Annotated in this window: 18 protein-coding genes; 5 read left to right on the forward strand and 13 right to left on the reverse strand. The window is 69.4% G+C overall.

Translation table 11 applies throughout. From position 1 onward, the window contains the following. Positions 1–40 precede the first annotated feature (40 nt). Both ACO073_RS20955 and ACO073_RS20960 read right to left on the reverse strand, forming a co-directional pair. Positions 41–1069: a putative 2-aminoethylphosphonate ABC transporter substrate-binding protein gene (locus tag ACO073_RS20955; RefSeq protein WP_421999963.1), complete on the reverse strand. Its 1029-nt coding sequence runs from the start codon at positions 1067–1069 to the stop codon at positions 41–43. Positions 1070–1115: 46 nt separating this feature from the next. After that, positions 1116–1634, reverse strand: coding sequence for a MarR family winged helix-turn-helix transcriptional regulator (locus ACO073_RS20960; protein WP_421999964.1), 519 nt, complete (start codon positions 1632–1634; stop codon positions 1116–1118). Positions 1635–1673: 39 nt separating this feature from the next. On the opposite strand from ACO073_RS20960, the gene ACO073_RS20965 reads away from it, so the two are divergent. Then, a complete protein-coding gene (locus ACO073_RS20965) occupies positions 1674–2459 on the forward strand; it encodes a 2-keto-4-pentenoate hydratase (RefSeq protein ID WP_421999965.1) in 786 nt (261 codons plus the stop codon). On the opposite strand, the gene ACO073_RS20970 is transcribed toward ACO073_RS20965, so the two are convergent. Beyond that, the gene (locus ACO073_RS20970) at positions 2452–3930 is read right to left on the reverse strand and encodes a flavin-containing monooxygenase (protein ID WP_421999967.1); all 1479 of its coding nucleotides are present in this window, start codon (positions 3928–3930) and stop codon (positions 2452–2454) included. The two genes, ACO073_RS20965 and ACO073_RS20970, sit on opposite strands and share 8 nt — an antisense overlap. 90 nt (positions 3931–4020) lie before the next feature. On the opposite strand from ACO073_RS20970, the gene ACO073_RS20975 reads away from it, so the two are divergent. Both ACO073_RS20975 and ACO073_RS20980 read left to right on the forward strand, forming a co-directional pair. After that, a complete protein-coding gene (locus ACO073_RS20975) occupies positions 4021–5802 on the forward strand; it encodes an adenylate/guanylate cyclase domain-containing protein (RefSeq protein WP_421999969.1) in 1782 nt (593 codons plus the stop codon). Positions 5803–5833: 31 nt separating this feature from the next. Beyond that, positions 5834–6184, forward strand: a complete 351-nt coding sequence (locus ACO073_RS20980) for a hypothetical protein (protein ID WP_421999971.1) — start codon at positions 5834–5836, stop codon at positions 6182–6184. A gap of 6 nt (positions 6185–6190) precedes the next feature. Here ACO073_RS20980 and ACO073_RS20985 read toward each other — a convergent pair whose 3' ends face one another. The 5 genes from ACO073_RS20985 to ACO073_RS21005 form a co-directional block, all read right to left on the reverse strand. Further along, positions 6191–7015 carry an isocitrate lyase/PEP mutase family protein gene (locus tag ACO073_RS20985; RefSeq protein ID WP_421999972.1) on the reverse strand — a complete coding sequence of 275 codons (825 nt, stop codon included), beginning with the start codon at positions 7013–7015 and terminating at the stop codon, positions 6191–6193. Positions 7016–7088: 73 nt separating this feature from the next. Further along, a complete protein-coding gene (locus ACO073_RS20990; RefSeq protein ID WP_421999974.1) occupies positions 7089–8063 on the reverse strand; it encodes a Bug family tripartite tricarboxylate transporter substrate binding protein in 975 nt (324 codons plus the stop codon). Positions 8064–8104: 41 nt separating this feature from the next. Continuing rightward, positions 8105–9553 (reverse strand): phosphonoacetaldehyde dehydrogenase, encoded by a 1449-nt coding sequence (gene phnY / locus ACO073_RS20995; RefSeq protein WP_421999976.1) that lies wholly within the window; start codon positions 9551–9553, stop codon positions 8105–8107. Positions 9554–9564: 11 nt separating this feature from the next. After that, positions 9565–10827 carry a phosphonoacetate hydrolase gene (gene phnA, locus ACO073_RS21000; protein ID WP_421999978.1) on the reverse strand — a complete coding sequence of 421 codons (1263 nt, stop codon included), beginning with the start codon at positions 10825–10827 and terminating at the stop codon, positions 9565–9567. A gap of 11 nt (positions 10828–10838) precedes the next feature. Beyond that, on the reverse strand, positions 10839–11990 hold the full coding sequence (locus ACO073_RS21005) for a 2-aminoethylphosphonate--pyruvate transaminase (protein WP_421999980.1): 1152 nt from the start codon (positions 11988–11990) through the stop codon (positions 10839–10841). Between the two features lie 73 nt (positions 11991–12063). Between ACO073_RS21005 and ACO073_RS21010 the strand changes: the two genes are divergently transcribed. Both ACO073_RS21010 and ACO073_RS21015 read left to right on the forward strand, forming a co-directional pair. After that, on the forward strand, positions 12064–12933 hold the full coding sequence (locus tag ACO073_RS21010; RefSeq protein WP_421999982.1) for a LysR substrate-binding domain-containing protein: 870 nt from the start codon (positions 12064–12066) through the stop codon (positions 12931–12933). A 73-nt stretch (positions 12934–13006) separates the two neighbouring features. Further along, positions 13007–14689: a Na/Pi cotransporter family protein gene (locus ACO073_RS21015; protein ID WP_421999984.1), complete on the forward strand. Its 1683-nt coding sequence runs from the start codon at positions 13007–13009 to the stop codon at positions 14687–14689. A gap of 154 nt (positions 14690–14843) precedes the next feature. On the opposite strand, the gene ACO073_RS21020 is transcribed toward ACO073_RS21015, so the two are convergent. From ACO073_RS21020 to ACO073_RS21040, 5 genes are all read right to left on the reverse strand, one after another. Next, a complete protein-coding gene (locus ACO073_RS21020) occupies positions 14844–17294 on the reverse strand; it encodes a GcvT family protein (RefSeq protein ID WP_421999985.1) in 2451 nt (816 codons plus the stop codon). 91 nt (positions 17295–17385) lie between these two features. Beyond that, positions 17386–18552 carry an iron-containing alcohol dehydrogenase gene (locus ACO073_RS21025; protein ID WP_421999987.1) on the reverse strand — a complete coding sequence of 389 codons (1167 nt, stop codon included), beginning with the start codon at positions 18550–18552 and terminating at the stop codon, positions 17386–17388. Continuing rightward, positions 18552–19916, reverse strand: a complete 1365-nt coding sequence (locus ACO073_RS21030) for a glutamine synthetase family protein (protein ID WP_421999989.1) — start codon at positions 19914–19916, stop codon at positions 18552–18554. Before ACO073_RS21030 ends, ACO073_RS21025 begins: the two co-directional genes overlap by 1 nt. 76 nt (positions 19917–19992) lie before the next feature. After that, on the reverse strand, positions 19993–20955 hold the full coding sequence (locus ACO073_RS21035; RefSeq protein ID WP_421999991.1) for a TRAP transporter substrate-binding protein: 963 nt from the start codon (positions 20953–20955) through the stop codon (positions 19993–19995). Positions 20956–21065: 110 nt separating this feature from the next. Continuing rightward, positions 21066–22739, reverse strand: a complete 1674-nt coding sequence (locus tag ACO073_RS21040) for a hydantoinase B/oxoprolinase family protein (RefSeq protein WP_421999993.1) — start codon at positions 22737–22739, stop codon at positions 21066–21068. Positions 22740–22745 lie beyond the last annotated feature (6 nt).

The raw sequence follows: 22745 nt of genomic DNA on the forward strand, positions 1-22745 counted from the left end.
AGGGATCCCTCGTTGCGTTCGGGACGACACGCAGCGCGTGTTACTTCTTCGGCGCCGACTTGCCGTCGTAGCGCTTGGTCCATTCGGCGAGGATGCGCTCGCGGTTCTTGGCCATCCAGTCCATGTCGTTCTTGATCATGGCCTTCTCGGCATTCGCCGGATAGTTCTTGGGTAGCGCGTCGATGCCGGGATAGGCGACGACCGCGTAGGACTTGGCGTAGAGCTCGTTGGCCTTCTTGGTGACGGCCCAGTCGGCGAGCTTCTTCGCCGCGTCGAGGTTCTTGGTGCCCTTGACGATGGCCGTCGCCTCGAGCTCCCAGCCCACGCCCTCCTTCGGCACGATCAGCTCGATGGGCGCGCCCTTGGTCTTCTCCGAGGCGCCACGCATGTCGAGGCCGATGCCGATCAGGCGCTCGCCCTTGGCGGCCTGCACGCAGGGCGCCGAGCCGGAATGGATGTACTGGGCGATGTTCTGGTGCAGGGCGTCCATGAACTTCCAGCCCGCCTCCTCGCCCATGATCTGCAGCCAGGCGGCGACGGTGAGATAGCCGGTGCCGGACGAGGCCGGGTTCGGCATCACGATCGAGTCCTTGTACTCGGGCTTGATCAGGTCGGCCCAGCTCGCCGGCACGGCCTTGTTGCCCTTCTTGCCCTCGACGGTGTTGAAGCAGACTAGCGAGAGGTAGGCGTCCATGCCGACCCAGGTCTCGGGCTTCTTGCCGCTCTTGAACATAGGCTTGATCTGGGCGTCGCCGGCCGGCGTGTAGGGCTGCAGCATGCCCATGTCGCCGAACAGCGCGATGCTCGAGGCCGCCAGGCCCCAGATGATGTCGGCGCGGGGATTGTCCTTCTCGGCGATCAGCTTGGCGGTGACGACGCCCGTCGAATCGCGCACCCAGGCGATCTCGATGCCGGGATTGTCCGCCTCGAACGCCTTCTTGAACGGATCGAGCTGGTCGTTCTCCAGCGCCGTGTAGACCGTGAGCCGCGTCTTCTGCGCCATGGCGGGCTGCGCCAGCCCGACCGCCGCCGCCATCGCCAGCGCGCCCAGGGCGACGCGGCGACCCATTCCGTATCCCATCATTCAATCCCCCTCTGCCAACAGGCAGCAAACCTTAGCGTTCCCCTCGGTCGCCAGCCAGCGTCTCCGCGACGCCGCTCAGCCATCGCCGCACGACCTCCTCCTCGCCGCGTCCCGCCAGGCCGGCGAGCCGCGCCTCAACCGCCGCCACGCGGGTGCGGCAGCGCCGAAGCAGTGTCCGCCCGCGCGGCGTCGCCGCGAGCGGAAGGACCCGCCCATGCAAGGCATGGGCCGATTTCTGCACCAGCCCGGCCTTCTCCAGGTTGCGCACGATGACGTTGATCGTCTGCGGCGTCAGGAAGGTGAGCCGCGCGAGATCGGCGCCGGACAGGCCGGGATAGGCCACGACCATCGTAAGCACGGCAAATTGCGGCGGCGTGACACCGAGGTCCGCCAGCGCCCTGTCCAGGGCGCCGCGGACCGCGGCGCCGGCCTGCCGCACGAGGTAGCCGAGATGGCCCTCGGGGCCGCGCTTGCCCTCGCCCGGTCCCGGCACGGCCGGCCGCGCGCGCCGGGCACGGAAGGTCTGGCCATTCTCGGCCTGGCCCGGCATGAGGTTTCCTCCTGAGTCGAAGACGCCGAGAAGACACTGATGGACCTGACCGCGCAACGGGAACTCGCCCGCCTCCTCGCCGACCTGCGCCGCGCCGCCCGGCAGCAGAGCGGCCTCGATCCGCGCCTCGTCCCGCCCGACAAGGATACGGCCTATCGCGTGGCCGCGCGCGTCGCCGAGGAACTGGGATGGGACGTCGGCGGCTGGAAGATCGCGGCCATGAAGGCCGAGATGCAGGCGGCGCTGCGCACCGATTCGCCGATCTACGGCCGCGTCTTCGCGCCCTTCGTGAAGGCGACCCCGGTCACCGTCGCGCACGCGACGCTGCTCAGCCCGATCCCCGAGGTCGAGTACCAGGCCAGGCTCGGCCGCGACCTGCCGCCGCGCGACCGGCCGTACACGATCGCGGAGGTCACGGACGCCGTTGCGTCCCTGCACCCGGGCCTCGAACTGGCGGAATGCCGCTTCGTCCACGACCAGGCCTTTCCGCCCCTGCCGGCGATCCTCGCGGACGGCGCGGGATCCGGCACGATCATCTACGGCCCAGCCATCGAGGGCTGGCGCGACCGCGACGTCCCCGCCCAGGAAGCGACGCTCTCCTGCGACGGCACGGTACGCCGCCGCGGCACCGCCGCAGCCGCCCTCGATCATCCGATGGCGCCGCTCGCCTGGCTCGCCAACGAGCTGTCGCGGACCGGCGTCGGCCTGAAGGCCGGGCAGACGGTCAGCACCGGCACGCTCACCGGCATGCTGGCGCCGCGCGCCGGGCAGACCTATGTCGCCGACTTCGGACCGTTCGGTTCGGTGACCCTGACCTTCACCTAGAAAAGATCATCGCCCGATCGCGCAGGGAGCCGAAGCGCAGGCTGAGCAGATCGAGGAGATAGTTCTGGTACAGCCGCCACGGCCGCCGCACGCCCTGCTTCGGCAGCCGGTCGATGGCGCGACGGATGTAACCCGACGAGAAATCCAACGCCGGCAGGCGCTCCATCGCCGGATCGTCGAGTCGCGGCACGCACTGGCGCAGGCCGTTGCGACGCATGTGGTTCAGCAGCCGGCAGACATAGGCCGAGACGAGATCGGCCTTCAGCGTCCACGAGGCGTTGGTGTAGCCCGACACGACGGCGAAGTTGGGGACGTCACTGTACATCATGCCCTTGTAGGAGACCGTCTCGCCGGGCTCGATCCGGCGGCCGTCGACGCTGAGCGTCATGCCGCCCAGCGCCTGCAGCGACAGGCCTGTGGCCGTCACGATCAGTTCGGCGTCCAGTTCGGCACCCGACCTCAGCCGCAGTCCCGTCTCGGTGAAGGTCTCGATCTCGTCGGTGACGACCGAGGCCCGGCCGCCGCGAAGGGCGCGGAACAGGTCGGCATCAGGCACCAGGCACAGGCGCTGGTCCCACGGGTCGTAGCGCGGCGTGAAGTGCGTCTCGACATCGTAGTCGGGACCGAGGCAGGCCCGCACGCCCTTCATGATCATCGCCCTGGCACGCTCCGGCCGCCGCTTGCAGAGGCGGTAGAAGACCATGCCGAGCGCCACGTTCTTCCACCGCGTGAGCCCGTAGGCGAGGCCCGCCGGCAGGCGGCGGCGCATCCGGTTGGCCAGGGCGTCCTCGGCCGGCCGCGCCACGACGTAGGTGGGCGACCGCTGAAGCATGGTGACGTGCGCTGCCTGCTCGGCCATCGCCGGCACCAGGGTCACCGCGGTCGCCCCGCTGCCGATGACGACGACCTTCTTGCCCGCGTAATCGATATCGTCGGTCCACTTCTGGGGGTGCACGATCCGCCCCCGGAAGCGCTCGGTGCCGGCGAAGTCCGGCGTGTAGCCCGCGGCATAGTCGTAGTAGCCGCTGCACATCCACAGGAAGCCGCAGGTCATCGTCGCCCGCTCGCCGTCGCCGTGCGCGATCTCGACCGTCCATCGCGCCTCTTCGCTCGACCACGCGGCTGCGACGACGCGATGGCCATACCGGATCCGGCGGTCGATGCCGTGATCCCGCGCCACTTCGCGGATGTAGGACAGGATCGCCGGCCCGTCGGCGATCGCCTTGGCGTCCTTCCAGGGCCGGAAGGCGTAGCCCAGCGTGTACATGTCGGAATCGGACCGGATCCCGGGATAGCGGAAGAGGTCCCAGGTGCCGCCGCTGGCCGATCGCGCTTCCAGGATGGCGTAGCTCATTCCCTTGCATCGATCCTGCAGATGCCAGGCGGCGCCGATGCCCGACAGGCCGGCGCCGACGATCAACACGTCGAGATGTTCGCTTTTGGCGCGTGCATTGTCGGCGACCGTATCCATATTCCCAGCTTCTTCGAGCCTGCCGCGCGTGGCAACCATCTCGCGCAGAGGAACGTGCATCGCTATCCTGAGGCCTGGAAACCCCGATCCATGCACGAACAGCGTCCTGAACGAAGACTGGCGGCCATCCTGGCCGCCGACGTCGCCGGCTACAGCCGGCTGATGAACCGGGACGAGGAAGGCACGCTGCGCCGCCTGAAGGCGCATCTCGGCGAGCTGATCGAGCCCCACATCGCGACCCACCGCGGCCGCATCGTGAAGCGCACGGGCGACGGGCTGCTGGTCGACTTCGCCAGCGCCGTCGAGGCGGTACGCTGCGCGCTCGCCATCCAGGCCGGCATGGCCGACCGCAACAAGGCGGCGGCCGAGGATGGGCGGATCGAGTTCCGCATCGGTATCAACGTCGGCGACGTCATCATCGAGGGCGAGGACATCTTCGGCGACGGCGTCAACATCGCCGCGCGCCTGGAATCGCTGGCCGATCCCGGCGGCATCTTCGTGTCGCGCGCGGTCCGCGATTCGGTGCAGGACAAGCTCGGCGTCGTGCTCGAGGACCTGGGCGAGAAGCCGGTCAAGAACATCGCCCGGCCGGTCCGCGTCTTCCGGGTCGGTGCCGCCGCCGCCGGGCGCCGATCCCTCCCCGCCGTGCCGGACAAGCCGTCGATCGCCGTGCTGCCGTTCGCCAACATGAGCGGCGACAGCGACCAGGAGTATTTCAGCGACGGCATCTCGGAGGACCTGATCACCGACCTGTCGAAGGTCTCGGCCCTGTTCGTGATCGCCCGCAACTCCTCCTTCACCTACAAGGGCCGGGCCGTGAAGGTGCAGGAGATCGGCCGCGAGCTCGGCGTGCGCTTCGTGCTCGAAGGCAGCATCCGCAAGGCCGGCAACAGGGTGCGCATCACCGCCCAGCTCGTCGACGCGGAGAGCGGCGGGCACCTGTGGGCCGACCGCTTCGATCGCGAGATGACCGACATCTTCGCCACGCAGGACGAGGTCGTGCATCGCATCGTCGAGGCGCTGGCGGTCAAGCTGAGCCGCGTCGAGGAGCAGGACCTGCGGCGCGGCGGCACGCGCAACGTCGCGGCCTACGAATCCTGGCTGCGCGCCCGCCAGCTGCTGGGCCGCGGCACGGCGGAATCGATCGCCGAGGCCCGCGCCCTGCATCGCCGCGCGCTGGCCCTCGACCCCAATTTCGCCGCCCCGCATGTCGGCCTCGCCTTCGCGGCGGTGTCCGACTACGTCAACGGCTGGGGCCCCGACCCCGCGCTCGCCCTCGACGACGGCGAAGGCTGGGCGCGGCGCGCCATCGAGCTCGACGACCGCCAGCCGGGCGGCCACGTGGCGCTGGGCAACGTGCTGGTCTGGCGCCGGCGGCACGACGAGGCGCTGACGGAGCTCGACCAAGCGGTCGACCTCGACCCCAACTATGCCCAGGGGCACGCGCTGCGCGGCATGGCGCTGATGTACGGCGGCCGATCCCGCGAGGCCCTGGTGGCGCTGGCGGTGGCCATGCGCCTCGACCCGCACTATCCCAACATCCTGCTGCACCTCGTCGCGCAGGCGCATTTCAGCCTGGGCGAGGACGAGCCGGCCGTGACCCATCTCCTCGAGCGCATCGCGCGCAATCCCAACACCGACGCCAGCCGCATGTTCCTGGCCGCCGCCTACGGCCATCTCGGCCGGATCGACGAGGCCCGGGCCGCCTGGGCCGGCCTGCTGGAGGTCAACCCCGCCTTCTCGGTGGTCCAGCGCGAGGCGGTCCTGCCCTACCGCAATGCGGCCGACTTCCAGCGCATCCTCGACGGGCTGGCCAAGGCCGGGCTGCGCGAGCCGGGCCCTTCACGGGCAGGGCCCGTGACCCTATCCTGAGCGTTCGATCGTGTGTGAGGAAAACAGACAGATGCCGACCCCGTCGAGGGTTGCCGTGATCACCCTGGCCGTCCTGCTGTGTCTGCAGGCCGCGCCCGCTCTTGCCCAGTTCTGCGACGACCAGGAGGGCAAACAAGTCACCATGTCCGGGACGATCGACAAGGCGGTCGATGCGGCCGGCGTCGTGTTCTTCCGCGACACGAAGACGGCCTGCCAGTTCGGGCTCGTCACCAGCCGGAACGACAAGGGGTGCAAGCCCGGCGCCCAGATCGAGGTCTCGGGCAAGCTGGTCAAGAACAAGTTCCTGCCCGATACCTACGACATCGACCGCGGGACCAAACCGGCGCCCGGCAGCCTGACCTGCAAGGAACCCGGCAAGTAGGCGCCGTCACTCCTTCATGAAGGCGTTCAGCTCGGGCGTCGGGATCGAGCGGTCGAGATAGGTGAAGGTGCCCTTGTCCTTCACCTCCTTTGCGGCGTCGAGCAGGCCGGTCATCGCCGCCCGGTAGAGCGACGTCGCGAGGCTGATGCGCTTCACGCCCGCGGCCTCGAGCTCTGCCTTGCTGAACGACCGTCCCTTGATGCCGACCATGAAGTTGAAGGGCTTGCGCACGGCTGCGCACACTGTCTTTACGGCAGCAAGATCTGGCAATCCCGGCGCGAACAGGACATCGGCCCCGGCGGCCTCGAAGGCCTGAAGCCGCTTGATGACGTCGTCAAGATCGGGCCGGCCGCGCAGGAATCCCTCGGCCCGCGCGGTCAGGGTGAAGGGAAAGGACAGCGCGCGCGCCGCCTTGACGGCCGCCGCCACCCGGGCCGCCGCTTCCTCGATGCCGTAGAGCGGCTTGTCCTTGTCGCCCGTCGCATCCTCGATCGAGCCGCCCACCAGCCCGACCTCCGCCGCCTGGCGGATGGTCTCGGCGGCGGCGTCCGGGGCATCCCCGAAACCCTTCTCCAGGTCGGCCGCCACCGGCAGGTCGCAGGCCTCGACGATCATGCGGGCATTCGCCAGGGCCTCGGCGCGCGACACCCGGCCGTCGCGCTTGCCCAGCACGCCGGCCTTGGCGCCGCTCGACGTGGCCAGCGCCTCGAAGCCGAGACCGGCCAACAGGCGGGCCGAACCCGCGTCCCACGGGTTGGGAATGACGAAGGCCCCCGGCGCCTCGTGCAGGGCGCGGAACTTCTTGGCCTTGTCGACCTGGCTGACGCTCATGGGCGAATCCTCCTGCGCGCGAGGGTGCATGCTGCACCCCCGCAAGGCAACCGGGATCCCGCCGCGGGACTCGTCAGGACGGCTTGATTTTGCCCTTCACGATGACGTCGCCCCAGCGCTTGATCTCGCTGCCCATCTTGGCCTGCGTCGCGTCGAGCGTGGTGCCCGACGGCACGATGCCGAGCTTCAGCATGCGCGCCTTGAAGTCGCCGTCGGCGATGACCTCGTTGCCGGCGCCGTTGAGCTTCGCGACGATGTCGGCGGACACGGCCTTGGGCGCGAACAGCGTGTAGTTGGTCGCCGATTCGAAACCCGGCACGCCGGCTTCGGCCATCGTGGGCGCGTCCGGCAGCAGCGGCGAGCGGACCTTGCTGGTGACGGCGAGGCAGCGCACCTTGCCCGAGGCGATGTGCGGCAGGTGCGCCAGCACGTTGTCGATCGAGACCTGGACGCGGCCCTCGTAGAGGTCGCCCTGGAAGAACGACGTGCCCTTGTAGGGGACGTGCGTCATCTCCGCCCCGGTCATCTGCTTCAGCATCTCGTAGTTGAGATGGATCAGCCCGCCGAAGCCCGACGAGGCGTAGGACAGCTTGCCGGGATTGGCCTTGGCGTAGGCGATCAGCTCCTGGACGGAGTTGACCGGCAGGCTGGGCGTCACGAGCACGCCGACGGTCCCGTTGCCGATCTCGACGATGGGCACGAAGTCGCGCGCCATGTCGAAGGTGAGGTTCTGGTGGACGTAGGGCGCGATCGAGTAGTCGACCATGCTGCCGACCATCAGCGTGTAGCCGTCGGCCGGGCTGCGCTGCAGAGCGGCCGCGCCGATCGTGGCGCCGGCGCCCGGCTGGTTGTCGACCACGATAGTCTGCCCCAGTTTGGGGGCGAGCTTCTCGGAGAAGCCGCGCGCCACGGTGTCGACGCCGCCGCCCGGCGGATAGGGCGCGATCATCTTGATGGGCTTGGCCGGCCAGGCCTGGGCGCGTGCCATGCCGGGCATGGCGAAAAGGGCCGCGGAAGCCGCGACCACACGACGACGGTTGACGAGCACGATGGTGTTTACTCCCTAACTCAAGCCGCGATCTTAGCGCGTCAGCCGGGCCAGGGCAGCGACCAGGTCTTCACATTCGTGAAACTTTTCATCGCCTCGAGCACGCCTTCCTTGTAGCCGAGGCCGGAATCCTTGATGCCGCCGAACGGCGACATTTCGATCCGGTAGCCCGGCACTTCCCAGACGTTGACCGTTCCGACCTGCAATTCGTCGACGAAGCGCGTGATGTAATCCAGCCGGTCGGTGCAGACGCCGGACGACAGGCCGTAGGCCGTGCCGTTCGAGACCCGGATGGCATGGTCGATGTCCTTGACCCGGATCACCGGAATGGCCGGACCGAACGTCTCCTCGCGCACCAGCTCGCAGGCCGGATCGACACGGTCGACCACGGTGGGCGGGAAGAGCGCGCCGCGCCGGTCGTTGCCGTGCAGCAGCCGGGCGCCATGGTTGGCGACGGCAGCCGACACGCGATCCTGGAACAGCGTCGCCGCGCGCTCGTGGATCACCGTGCCGACGTCCGTCTCGGGATCGAGCGGATCGCCGGCCTTGAGCTTCCTGGCCCGGGCGAGCACACGCTCGACGAAGGCATCGGCCACGCTGTCGACGACGATGATGCGCTTCACCGCCGTGCAGCGCTGGCCCGAGTTCTTGGTGGCGCCGGCGACCGCGAGCTCGGCCGCCCTGTCGAGGTCGGCATCCTCCATGACGATCAGCGGATCGTTGCCGCCCAGCTCCAGAACCAGCCGCTTGTAGCCCGCGGTGGCGGCGATGTGCTTGCCGACCCGGACCGAGCCCGTGAAGGTGACGAGGTCGGCATGCGGATCGGTGATCATCGCATCGCCGATGTCCGACGGATTGCCGGTGATGACCGACAGCATCTCCGGCGGCAGGCCGGCCTCGTAGAGCGTGTCGGCCAGGAACAGGGCGGTGAGCGGCGTCAGCTCGGTCGGCTTCAGCACCACGCAATTGTTGGTGGCGAAGGCCGGCGCCAGCTTGTGCGCCACCATGTTCAGCGGGTGGTTGAACGGCGTGATCGCAGAGATGGCGTTGAGCGGCTGGCGCAGGGTGAAGATCTTGCGCGACTTGCCGTGCGGGGTGAGATCGCAGGAGAAGGTCTGGCCGTCGTCGAGCAGGCAGAGCTGGCCGGCGAAGGTGAAGACGTCGTAGGCGCGGCCGACCTCGTACTGCGAATCCTTCAGGCAGAGGCCGGATTCGAGAGTGATCAGGCGCGACAGCTCCTCCTTGCGCGCGACCAGCAACTCGGCCGTCTTGAGCAGGATCTGCTGGCGCTGGTAGCGCGTCAGCGTCGGCTTGTAGCCATGGGCGATGCGGAAGGCCTCGGCCACCAGCTCGGGCGTGGCCCGCGGCACGCTGCCGACCAGGCGGTTGTCCCAGGGGAAGCGCACCTCGAGGCGGGCCTTGGTCTCGACCTTCCGGCCGGCGATGCGCAGCATTTCGTGCCGGACGTCGCTCCGGATCACCGTGTCCATGTCTGTCCCCTTCAGGCGACGAGGTTGAGGGCGAGGTCGAAGGCGTCGAAGTTCCGCCAATGGCGCGAGCCGTCGGCGGCCGCCAGCATGCGGTTGCAGATCAGCGGCACGGTCTGCTCCGAGATGCCGCCATGGCTGCGAAGGGGCTCGGTCAGCCCGGAGAGGTCGTGGCGCGCCGCCGAGGTGCCCAGCACCTTGTGCCGGGTCGAGACCACGACGAGATCGCCCAGCCGGTCGGCCGGCAGCTCGAAGCGCGCCGCCGCCTCGGACTTCGTCAGCGCGGCCTCGATGCCCGGCATCGCCTTCAGCCTGGCCGCCATGGCTTCGGCGGTCGTGCCCTCGGGCAGGTAGACCACCGCGAACGAGCCCAGCGCGCCGTGATGCACGACATAAGGGTCCGTGATCGGCAGGATCACCCGCGCCGCGTCCGTGCCCAGCCAGCCGTCGAACAGGTCCTGCAGGTAGATCACGTCGGGCTGGCCGTCGTCGCCGAACTTGGCGTTCATGCCGTGGTCGGCCGTCAGCACGATGGTGCAGCCGAGCGCGTCGAGCTTCGCCATGTAGCCGTCCATCATGGCGTAGAAGTCGTTGGCCACCGGCGTGCCCGGCGCATGCTTGTGCTGAATGTAGTCGGTCGTGGAGAGATACATGATCTCCGGCCGGTCGCGCTCCATCAGCTTCACGCCGGCGGCGAACACGAACTCCGACAGGCCGGCGCTGTAGACGTCGGGCACGGCCATGCCGACGAGCTCGTTCACCTTGTCTATGCCGTTCTCGGCCAGCGTCGCCTGGTCCGACTTCTCCGACGAGAAGCTGCAGGCCTTGCCCGGTGCCAGCGCCAGCCCCTTGCCGAGCAGGCCGCGCAGCTTGTCCTTGGCGGTGACCACGGCGATGCGGCAGCCGGCGCGCTGGAAGGCCGGGAACAGCGTCTCGATCCGCAGGAACTTCGGATCGTTCATCATGACCTCTTTCCCGGTCTCGGGATCGAGGAAGTAGTTGCCGCAGATCCCGTGCTCGGCCGGCGGGCGGCCGGTGACGATGGAAAGGTTGTTGGGGTTGGTGAAGCTCGGCACGACGCAGTCGGCCCGCAGGTTCGTCCCCTCCGCAAGGACCTTGCCGAACCACGGCGCCCGTCCCGCCTCGACCGCCCGCTCGATGTAGCCCGGCTCCGAGCCGTCGATGCAGACAACGACGGTCGGCCGGGTCGGCAGGCGGTAGCGGCGGCCGTTGACGGCGATCTCGCCGCCCGTGAGTTTCAGGCTGTCGGGTGCCATGTCCTGTCTCCCTATTCCGCCGCCAGCGCCGGACCGCCGTTGCTGACCCGCATCTCGTCCAGCACCGCGCGCACGGCCTCCAGGGCGCCCTTCATCTGCTCCGGATACAGCCGGCCGATGCAGCCGATGCGGAAGGACTCCGCGACGGTGAGCTTGCCCGGATAGATGACGTAGCCGCGCTCCTTCAGCGAATCGTAGAAGCGCTGGAAGACGAACTTGGGGTCGGTCGGCATATGGAAGGTGACGATGATCGGCGCCTGCAATCGGTCGCCCAACAGGGTGCGGAAGCCCATGGCGCGCATGCCATCGATCAGCACCCGGGCATTCTCGCGGTAGCGGCGGCCGCGCCCGGCGACTCCGCCCTCGGCGGCATGCTCCTCGATCGCCTTGCCCAGCGCCACGATGACGTGGATGGGCGGCGTGAAGCGATACTGTCCGGTGCGGGCGAAGGCCTCGGCCTGGTCGAACAGGTCGAGCACCAGGGTCGTGGCGTTGCCCTTGCACTCGGCCAGCGCGTCGTCGCGGCAGACCACGAAGCCCAGGCCCGGCACGCCCTCCAGGCACTTGTTGGACGAGGCGGCGAGCGCATCGTAGCGCACCTGCCGCGCGTCGATCTCCAGCGCCCCGAAGGCGCTCATGGAATCGACCAGCAGGCGGCGATCGTGCCTCGCCACGATCGCCGCGACCTCGGCGATGGGATTGAGGATGCCGGACGTCGTCTCGCAATGGACCGCGAAGACGTGGCTGATCGCCTTGTCGTCGGCCAGCAGCCGGTCGAGGGAAGCGAGATCCGGCGGCGTGTCCTCCGGCGTCTCGAGCGCCACCGCGGCGCGGCCCGCGATCTGCGCGATCCAGAGCGCGCGCTGGCCGTAGGCGCCGTTGATCAGGACCAGCAGCTTGCCCGTCTTCGGGACGAAGCTGGTGATCATCGCCTCGACCGCGAAGGTGCCCGAGCCCTGGACCGGCACGGTCGTATGGGTGCCCTGCCCGCCCGCCAGTTCGACGATCTTCTCCAGCACCATCCTGTTGATGGCGAGGAAGTTGGCATCGCGCGAGCCCCAGTCGTGGACCATGGCCTGTTTGACGGCGGCGGAGGTGGTGAGCGGCCCGGGCGTCAGCAGCAGCGGATCGCCGGTCTCGGAAGCGGCAGTCGTCTTGGACATGCGGTGGATGGTGGTCGCGCGCTCCCTATCCGTCCAGTATATATTCCATATGCGACGTATCGGTTTCTGATATATGACGCCCACCCAGCTTCGCGCCTTCCACCTGGTGGCCGAATCCGGCTCCTTCTCGGCCGCCGCCCGCGCCTCGGGGCTCAGCCAGCCCAACCTGTCGAGCCAGGTGACGGCGCTCGAGCAGCGCTACGGCGTCCGCCTGTTCGACCGCCGCGGCCGAACCGTCGTGCCGACCGAGACCGGCCGGCAGCTCCACGGCATCACCACGCGCCTGTTCGCCGTGCAGGACGAGGCGCGCGCCCTGCTGGCCGGCGAGCAGGCGCTGACCCGCGGCCATCTCAGGATCGCGGCCGATTCGGCCCATCACGTGGTGCCGATCATGGCCGCCCTGCGCACGCGCGCCGAGGGGCTCACCTTCGCCCTCGCCATCGACAATTCGGCGGTCGTGCTGGAGCGGGTGCTGCGCCACGAGGCGGACGTGGCGGTGATGGCCAAGAGCGTCTCGGACCCACGCCTGCACGCCGTGCGCCTGCGCACCGACCGGGTCGTCCTGTTCGTGCCGGCCGGCCATCCCCTCGCCCGCCGCCGCAGCGCGCCGCTCCGGGCCCTGGCCGGGCAGTCCCTGGTGCTGCGCGAGCGCGGCTCGATCACCCGCGAGGTGCTGGAGCAGGCGATGGCCGCGGCCGAGGTGCGCCCGGACGCCATCGTCGAGGTGCAGACGCGCGAGGGCGTACGCGAGGCGGTGGCGGCGGGTTTCGGCATCGGCGCGGTGTTCGCCGCCGAGCTGGGCGAGGACCGCCGCTTCCGCCCCGTCGCGGTGGCCGACGCCAATCTCGACGTCGCCGAATACGCCGTGTGCCTGCAGGAACGGCGGCGGGTCGCCCTGGTCCGCGCCTTCATGGACGAGGCGGTGCGCCTGGCCGCGGGTTGAGTCCGCCCCGCTCAGTCATAAAACTGTCAAAAATCTTTAATGAATGAGAGGCGAAGCGTAGGATTCGCCGATCATGCATGGCGTCGAGACGATCCTGAACGTGCTGGGCAGCGTCGCGCTGCTTCTGTGGGGCGTCCGCATGGTGCGCACCGGGCTGACGCGCGCCTTCGGCGCCGCGCTGCGCCGGGCAGTGGCCGCCTGCGCGCGCAATCGCGTCACAGCCTTCCTGGGCGGGCTCGCGATCACCGGCCTGCTGCAGTCGAGCACGGCGACCTCGCTGCTGGTCTCGTCCTTCGCCGGCCGCGGCCTGATCCCGCTCTCCATCGCCTTCGCCGTGATGCTGGGCGCCGACATCGGCACGACGATCGCCGCGCAGGTCCTGTCGTTCGACCTCGGCTGGGTGTCGCCGCTGCTGATCGGCGCCGGCGTCATCGCGTTCCTGTCGAGCGATTCGGTCAAGCCGCGCCATCTCGGCCGCGTCGCGATCGGGCTCGGCCTGATGCTGCTGTCGCTGAAGCTGCTGGCCGCCGCGACCCAGCCGTTGCGCAGCGCGCCGGCCTTCATGGCGCTGCTGCAGGGCCTGCAGGACGAGTATGTGATCGCCGTCATCGTGGCCACGCTCGCCACCTGGTTCGTGCATTCGAGCCTGTCGATCGTGCTGCTGGTGATGTCGTTCGCCGGCTCGGGCCTGATCGAGCCGAGGCTCGCCCTGGCGCTGGTGATCGGCGCCAATATCGGCGGCGCGCTGGCGCCCTACATGGCCCAGTCGGGCGCCGACGTGGCCGCCCGGCGCGTGCCGCTCGCCAACCTCATGACGCGGGCCGTGGTCGGCGTGGCGCTGCTGCCCTTCCTCGGCCCCGTGGCCGACGGGCTGGCACAGCTCGATCCCTCGGCGACGCGCCTGCCGGTCAACTTCCACACGGCTTTCAACACGCTCGCCTCGCTGATCTTCCTGCCGCTGACCGACGTCGTCGCCTGGGCCTGCCGCAAGCTCCTGCCCGACAAGCCGGTCGCGGACGATCCCGGCCAGCCGCGCCACCTCGATCCCAACGTGCTCGATTCGCCGGCCGAGGCGCTGGGTTGCGCCCTGCGCGAGACGCTGAACCTCGGCGACCGCGTCGCCGACATGCTGCGCCAGACGATCGACGTGCTGGAACGCAACGATCCCCGGGCCGTCAAGGCGATCGAGGCGTCGGACGACGCCGTCGACCGGCTCTACGAGGCGATCAAGCTCTACCTCGTCCAGACCTCGCGCAACGAGCTGGGCGACGAGGACGGCCAGCGCTACGTCGAGATCCTGACCTTCACGACCAACCTCGAGCATATCGGCGACATCATCGACAAGAACCTGATGGAGCTGGCGGCCAAGAAGATCCGCAACCGCTATGCCTTCTCGCCCGAGGGCATGGCCGAGCTGCGCGCCTTCCACGCCCGCATCCTCGAGAACCTGCGGCTGGCGCTGAACGTCTTCACGACCCGCGACCTCTCGCTCGCCCGTCGTCTGGTCGCCGAGAAGGCAGCCCTGCGCGAAGCCGAATCGCGCGCCGCCGACAGCCATTTCGCGCGCCTGCGCCAGGGCCGGCCGGAATCGATCGAGACCAGCTCGATCCACATGGACGTGATCCGCGACCTCAAGCGCATCAACGGCCACCTGGCCTCGGTCGCCTATCCGATCCTGGAAGCCGCCGGCGAGCTCGCCGACACGCGGCTGCGGGCGCCCGATCCCGTCGCCGAACAGGCGGCGCCCTCGACCTAGGCGCGGCTTGCCGGACCGCGGGCCCCCCGGCCCGCTCTTCTCTGTCGTCCTGAGCGTAGCGAAGGACCTCATCGCCGTTGGCCATCGGCATGAGATCCTTCGCTACGCTCAGGATGACATGATGAGGGCCGGGAGGCCCGCTCCGGCCGTGAGGTCAGCCCTTGATGCGTGTGCCGGACGGATCGAATGGGCAGCGCAGCGAGACCCGTGCGCCCAGCCGGACGCCGGCCAGATCGACCTCGAAGCGCCCGCCCTCCAGCCAGGCGGCATCGATCGCTGCGCCATCGTCGCGTCGGACATAACCCAGCCCGACCGCGGCGCCGACCGTGTGGCCGTAGGCGGCCGAGCTGAGGTCGCCCACCGGCCGTCCGTCGCGCAGCAGTGCCTCGCCGCCCCACAGGAGCGGCTCGCCATCCTCCAGCACGACCGACACCAGCCGGCGCATCAAAGGCTTGCCCTTCGCCGCCACCAGCGCCGTCCGGCCGATGAAGCCGCCCGGCTTGTCGAGCTTCACCGCCCAGCCGAGCCCGGCCTGGAACGGCGTGTCGTCGGGCGTGAGCTCGCGTCCCCAGGCGCGGTAGCCCTTCTCGAGGCGCAGGCATTCGACGGCGTAGTAGCCGGCGTCGCGCAGGCCGAAGGCCGCGCCCGCCGCGTGCAGCGTCTCGAACACCGTGACCGCGAACTCGACCGGCACGTAGAGCTCCCAGCCCAGCTCGCCCATGTAGGTGCGGCGCGAGGCCAGCACCGTCCCGTGACCGATCCCGACCTCGCGGATCGTGCCGAAGGGAAAGCCCTCGTTGGAGAAGTCGGCCCGGCTCACCGCCTGCAGGAGCGCCCGGCTCTTCGGGCCCATGACCGACAATACCGTCCAGGCGCCGGTGACGTCGGTCAGGGTGACGTGCGCCTCCGGATCGACGTGGCGGCCGAGCCAGTCCATGTCGCGCACCGGCTGGGCCGAGCCGGTGATGATCAGGAAGCGGTCGCGGGCCAGCCGGGCGATGGTGAGGTCGCTCTCGAAGGTGCCACGCTCGTTCAGGATGCCGGTGTAGACGGTGGTGCCGACCGGCACGGCGACGTTGTTGGCCGCCAGCCGCTGGAGCTGGGCCTCGGCATCGCGGCCCTGCACCAGGATCTTGCCGAACGAGGTCTCGTCGACCACCGTGACCGCCTCGCGGGTCGCGCGATGCTCGGCGGCGACGGCGTCGAACCAGACGCCGCGGCCCCAGCCGTAGGTCATCTCGGGGACCTTGCCGATGCCGGCGAACCAGTTGGGCCGTTCCCAGCCCATCTTGTTGCCGAACCAGGCACCGCGCGCCGCCAGCCGGTCGTAGAGCGGCGAGCGGCGGAACGGCCGGCCGCTCTCCTGTTCGCGCTGCGGCCACGGCATCTTGTAGTGCAGCCCCAGCGTCTCGGCGACGCGGCTCTTCAGCCAGGCGTCGTTGCCGTGGAAGCCCGCGAAGCGCCGGATGTCGACCGGCCACAGGTCGAGCGTCGGCTCGCCGGCCACGATCCATTCGGCCAGCGCCATACCGGCGCCCCCCGAGCTCGCGATGCCCATCGAGTTGAAGCCGGCGCCGACGAAGAAGCCCCTCACCTGCGGCGCCTCGCCCAGGATGTAGTTGAGGTCGGGCGTGAAGCTCTCCGGACCGTTCATGAAGGTCTTGATGCCGGTCTTCTCCAGCGACGGCACGCGGACCAGCGCATTGTCCATCAGGATCTGGAACTGGTCCCAGTCGTCCGGCAGCATGCCGAACTCGAAGTCGTCGGGGATGATGTCCTTGTCCCACGGCTTGGCCTCGGGCTCGAAGCCGCCCATCAGCAGGCCGCCGACCTCCTCCTTGAAGTAGATGTAACCGTCGGGATCGCGCATCACCGGCAGGTCGCGCGGCACGTTCTCCATCTTCTCGGTGACGATGTACATGTGCTCGCAGGAATAGAGCGGCACCGTGACGCCGACCGTGCGCGCGAGCTGGCGCGCCCACTGGCCGCCGCAGTTGACGACGATCTCGGCCGTGATCGGCCCTTCCGTCGTCTGCACGCCGGTGACGCGGCCGTCCTTGGTGTCGATCGCGGTCACCCGCACCTTCTCGAAGATGCGCACGCCGCCGTTGCGCGCGCCGCGGGCCAGCGCCTGGGTGATGTCGGCCGGGTTGGCCTTGCCGTCGCCCGGCAGCCACACCGCGCCGACGAGATCGTCGGTGCGCATGATCGGATACTTGTCGCCCGCCTGCTTGGGCGTCAGCGGCTCGCAGGAGACGCCCTGGGCGTTGGCCATGGCGGCGGAGCGGCGCAGCAGCACCATGCGCTCCTCGGTGCGCGCCACCGAGAGCGAGCCGCACTGCTTCCAGCCGGTGGCGAGCCCGGTCTCGGCCTCGAGCTTCGCATAGAGCTCGGTGCTGTAGCGGATCAGCCGCGTCAGGTTCTGGTAGCTGCGCAGCTGGCCGACCAGGCCCGCGGCATGCCATGTCGTGCCGCCGCTCAGCCGCCCCTGCTCCAGCAGCACCACGTCCTTCCAGCCGAGCTTGGCCAGGTGATAGGCCGTCGAGCAGCCCATGATGCCGCCGCCGACGATGACGACGCGGGCCTGGGTGGGGACGTTGGTCATTTGCTGGGGGCGCGCCACTCCAGTGGCGCGTTATTCGTTGCAACGGCAGATGATCGCGCCACTGGAGTGGCGCGCCCCCAGCGCATGAGCATCACAGCCTCCCCGCCACGGCAGCCTCGTAGAGCCGGCGCATCTCCGGCACGCCGGCCTTGACCGGGTTGCCGCCGGCCGTCGGGTCGACCGCGGCCATCTCGGCGAAGCGGTCGAGATGGTCGACCGTCACGCCGAGCTCGGCCAGCGTGTGCGGGATGCCGATCTGGCGGCGCAGCTCGAGGGTCCATTCCATGAAGCCGTCGAAGCTCGGATTGCGCAGGCCGAGCCAGCGCGCCAGCCGCTGGATCTTTTCGTCGATGGCCGGGCGGTTGAAGCTCACCACGTAGGGCATGGCGACGGCGTTGGTCAGGCCGTGATGCGTGTCGAGCACCGCGCCGACCGGGTGCGACAGCGAATGAATGGCGCCCAGCCCCTTCTGGAAGGCGGTCGAGCCCATCTGCGAGGCCGCCAGCATGTGGCCGCGCGCCTCGAGGTCCCGACCGTCCTTGACCGCGCGCGCGAGGTTCTCCTTCACCAGCCGCATGCCCTCGACGGCGATGCCCTCGGCATAGGGATGGTAGCCGGGCGCGCAATAGGCCTCGAAGCAGTGGATGAAGGCGTCCATGCCGGTGCCCGCCGTCAGCTTGGGCGGCAGGCCCACCGTCAGCTCGGGATCGGCGATGACGATCGACGGCATCATCTTCGGATGGAAGATCACCTTCTTGGTGTGGGTCTCCTCGTTGGTGATCACCGAGGCGCGGCCGGTCTCGGAACCGGTGCCGGCCGTCGTCGGCACGGCGATGATCGGATAGATCCCCGCCGGATTGGCACGGGTCCACCAGTCGCCGATGTCCTCGAAGTCCCACAGCGGCCGCGTCTGCCCGGCCATGAAGGCGATCGCCTTGCCGGTATCGATGCCCGAGCCGCCGCCCCAGGCGATGACCCCGTCATGCTTCCCGGCCCGCAGCAGGCGGATGCCGGCCTCGACATTACCGGCGACGGGGTTGGGCTTGACCTCGCTGAACAGCGCGACCTCGATGCCGGCCTTGCGCAGGCCGAGCATCGCGTCGGCGATCATCGGCAGCTTCGCCAGCCCCGGGTCGGTGACAATCAGAGGGCGCCGGAGCCCGACGGCCTTGCAGGCATCGGCCAGCTCGCGGACGCGGCCGTCGCCGAAGCGGATCGCGGTCGGGTAGTTCCAGTTGCCGACCAGGGGCTGCGCCATCAGATGATCTCCATGTAGCGGTCGAGTTCCCACTCGGTGATGGCCTTGCGGAACTCACGCTCCTCCCATTCCCGTGTTGCAGAATAGTGATCGACGAAGCTGTCGCCGAACAGCGACCGTGCCGCCCTGGAACCCTCGAGCCGTCCCGCCGCCTCCATCAGGGTGCGCGGAAGCTGGGTCTCGGCCGGATGTTCCATCTCGTAGGCGTTGCCCGTGACTGGTGCGCCGGGATCGACCTTGTTCTCGACGCCCCACAGGCCAGCCCCGACCGCCGCGGCCAGCGCGAGATAGGGGTTGGCGTCGGCGGCGGCCACCCGGTACTCGACGCGGGTCGACTTGGCGGAGCCCGGAATGACGCGCAGCGACGTCGTGCGGTTCTCGACGCCCCAGCTCGCGGCGGTCGGCGCCCAGAAGCCGGGGACCAGGCGGCGGTAGGAGTTGACGTTCGAAGCCACCATGGCGAGCAGCTCGGGCATCAACGCGCGCTGGCCGCCGACGAAGTGGCGCATGGTCTCGCTCATGCGCTGCGGGCCGGCCTCGTCGAAGAAGGCCGACTTGCCCGACTGCCACAGCGACATGTGCATGTGCCCGCCGCAGCCTGGCCAGTCCTTGGACCATTTGGCCATGAAGGTGGCGAGCCAGTCGCGCTTCTGCGCCAGCACCTTGGTGTAGAGCTTGAACAGCGCGGCGGCGTCGGCGGCACCCAGCCCATCCCTGACGCGCAGCGCCGCCTCGAGCACGCCGGCGCCGGTCTCGGTGTGCAACCCCTCGATGCCCATGTCCATCGTCTCGCAGAGGTCGAGCAGGTCGCGGTACCAGTCGGACAGGACCGAGTTGCGCAGCATCGAGTAGCCGAAGAAGCCGGGCGAGATCGGCTTCAGGTTGCGGTAGCCCTTCTCGCGGATCGAAAAGGCGGTCTCGGCGAAGACGAAGAACTCGTACTCGAAGCCGACCCGGACCTCGAAGCCCATCGACTGGGCCTTGGCCAGCACGCGGCGCAGGATGCCGCGCGGGCAGATCTCCTCGGCCTTGTCGGCGAACTCGCAGAGGAACAGCAGGTTGCCCGGCTCGGTCGCGATCTCGCGGCAGGTCTCGGGCAGGATGCGCACGGTCGCGTCGGGATAGGCGGTGTGCCAGCCCGTATAGGTGACGTTGTCGTAGAGTTGGTCGTTGGAATCCCAGCCCAGCACGACGTCGCAGAAACCCATGCCGCCGTCGAGCGCCGCGCTGAACTTGTCGACGTGGAGATACTTGCCGCGCAGGACACCGTCGACGTCGTGCACGCCCACCTTGACGTGGCGCAGCCCGCGCTCCTGCACGATCCGGCGCGCATCGGCGGCTGTCTTGACCTGACGCGGTTCCATCGCTCTCCCCTCTTCGCCTGCCCACCCTAGAGGACTATCGCTCCGGCGGATATTGACGGCCGGGCCGCCGGGCGGTTCATGCCCGCTTCCGGTCGGCGAGATAGGCCTTGAGCGGCGCCTCTGCGGCCGGCACGCGCTCCATGAAGATGGCCAGCAGGCGGGAGGTCCTCTGGCGCAGCTCCGCCATCATGGCCGCCGACGGCGTCACCAGCGCCATGCCGCCGGCCGCAAGCTGCCGGCGGCTCTCGGCGTCGACGTCCACCGACGACTGCCAGAACGCCGGCTCGAGCCGGCGCGCGACGTCCATGATCGCCTGGCGATGGTCGGCCGCGATCCTCCGCCACGAGTCGTTGTTGATCGAGACGATCTGCGACGACCATTGCTGGCTGGTCGCATGGAAGAACTTCACGACCTCCCACAGCTTGCCGTTGGCGGCCGAGAAGGCCGACGTCGCCACCCCGGAGACTTCGCCGGAGGACAAGGCCGGCAGCGTCTCCGCCCACGGGATCAGCGCCGGCGCCATGCCGATCGCGGCGGCCATATCCCGACATTCACGGTCCGGCACGCGGATCTTGATGTCGCGGAGGGCGCCGACCGTCTCGGCCTTCACCCTGAGGTGCAAATACTGGGCGGGCCAGGGCACGACATAGAGGATCGTCTGCTCGTTCCGGAGCGCGACCTCGTCGAACGCCGGACGGATGAAGCGGTGAAGCGTCCGCAGCTCCTCGATGTCGGCCGCCAGGAACGGAAGGCCCTCGATCCCGAGGACCGGCTCGTCGCCGGCCTGCTGCGTGCTCATGAAGTCGGCCATGGGCACGAGCGCGTCGCGCACGGCCCGCATCTGCTCGGGCCCCGTGAAGGCAAGCTGGCCGCCCGACTTGACGTCGATCTCGACCGCGCCGCCCGTCGCCTGCCGGACCTCGTCGGCGAAGCGCCGGCAGTTGACGGTATGGAAGTTGGTATCGGGCAGGACGGTCGACAGCGGCAGCCGGAGCGGTGCCTGGGCGCGCAGCACCGCCGGTGCGCCCAGCAGCGCCAACCCTGCCCCAAGTCCCGCCCTCAAAGCCCTTCTGCGTCCGACGCCCATCACCGCATCCTGTCGCTGATCGAAGGCCTGCCGATGCCGCGAGGCCGCCGTCGTTTCGAGGCCTATTCCGCGGCCCGGGGCGGCGCGTAGGCGTAGACCGTCTCGGCGGTCGCGGACGAGATCAGGCCGTCGGCCAGGTCGTTGGCGACCTGGACGCGATCGCGCTCGGCCGGCGCACCGATGCCGGCGCCGCCCGGCGTCATGATGACCAGGCGGTCGCCCGACGGGATGAGCTGGAAGCCCTTGCCCTTCAGCGTGCGGCCCGACTTCAGCGCCACGTGGCCCGCCTCGCCGTCGCAGCCGCCGTCTCGGCCGCGCGGCGGATGCTCGATGCGGTCGAAGGCGGCCAGGAGGTCGAACGGCTCGTCGATGCCGCTCTCGATCTCCATGACCTGTCCCAGGCCGCCGCGCGTGCGGCCGGCGCCGCCGGAATCGGGGCGGAACTCCTTGCGCCAGAAGATGAGCGGCGTCTGCGTCTCGGCGATCTCGACCGGCGTGCCACGCACGCCGCTGGGATAGGCGGTCGCCGACAGCCCGTCCTTGTCGGCGCGCGCCCCGGTGCCGCCGTTGGAGGTGATGGCCATGCCGAAGCCGTAGTTGCCGCCATCGCCGCCCTTCACGCGGCCGCGCACGTTGATGTTCCACAGGCAGGACGTGCCCTCGGCCGGCACGCGCTCCGGCACGACCTGGCGCAGGCAGCCGAAGGTGACGTCGGGCAGCATCTGGCCGATGACGTGGCGCGACGCCACGGGGCTGGGCTTGGGCGCGTTGAGGATCGTGTCGGCCGGCGCCGAGACGGTGAGCGGCTCGAGCGAGCCGGCATTGTTCGGGATGTGGGTGGAGACGACGCAGCCCAGCCCGAACACCGTGTAGGCCGTGGTGTAGGCATGCGGCACGTTGATGCCGCGCCCCGAGGCGCCCGAGGTGCCGGCATAGTCGACGTAGATGCCTGTGTCGGAGATGGTGAGCGTGGCCCTGAGCGTCAGCGGCTCGTCGTAGCCGTCGATCGTCATGGCGTTGTGCCAGGTGCCCTTGGGCAGCTTGGCGATCTCGGCGAGAACCGCCTCGCGCGAGCGGGCGATGACGTGCTCGCCGAGCTCGTCGAGCGTATCGATGCCGAACTCGTCCATCATCTCGACCAGCCGGCGGGCGCCGACATCGTTGCAGGCGGCCAGGGAGTAGACGTCACCCTCGGTGTCGACCGGCAGGCGGGTGTTGGCCCGGATCATCGCCATCAGGGTCTCGTTCACCTTGCCCTGGTCGATGAGCTTCAGCATCGGGATGTAGAGGCCTTCCATGAAGACGTCGGTGGCGTCAGGCCCGAAGCCGATGCCGCCGATGTCCATCAGGTGGCTGGTGCAGGAGAACAGCGCAACCAGCCGGCCGTTGCGGAAGCAGGGCGTGGTGATGACGAAGTCGTTGAGATGCCCCGTCCCCATCCACGGATCGTTGGTGATGTAGGCATCGCCCGGCTTCATCGTCTCGGCCGGGAAGTGCCGCAGGAAGTGCTTCACCGATTCGGCCATCGAGTTGACGTGTCCCGGCGTGCCGGTGACCGCCTGCGCCAGCATGCGGCCCTCGAGATCGAAGACACCGGCCGAGAGGTCGCCGCACTCGCGGACGATCGGGCTGAAGGCGGTGCGCATCAGCGTCTGCGCCTGTTCCTCGACGACGGCGATCAGGCGGTTCCACATGATCTGCAGGTCGATCAGGCCGACGCTGTTCGATGGGCTCATGTCTTC

This window comes from Reyranella sp., from assembly GCF_965229815.1.
In the GTDB taxonomy this organism is placed as follows: Bacteria; Pseudomonadota; Alphaproteobacteria; order Reyranellales; family Reyranellaceae; genus Reyranella.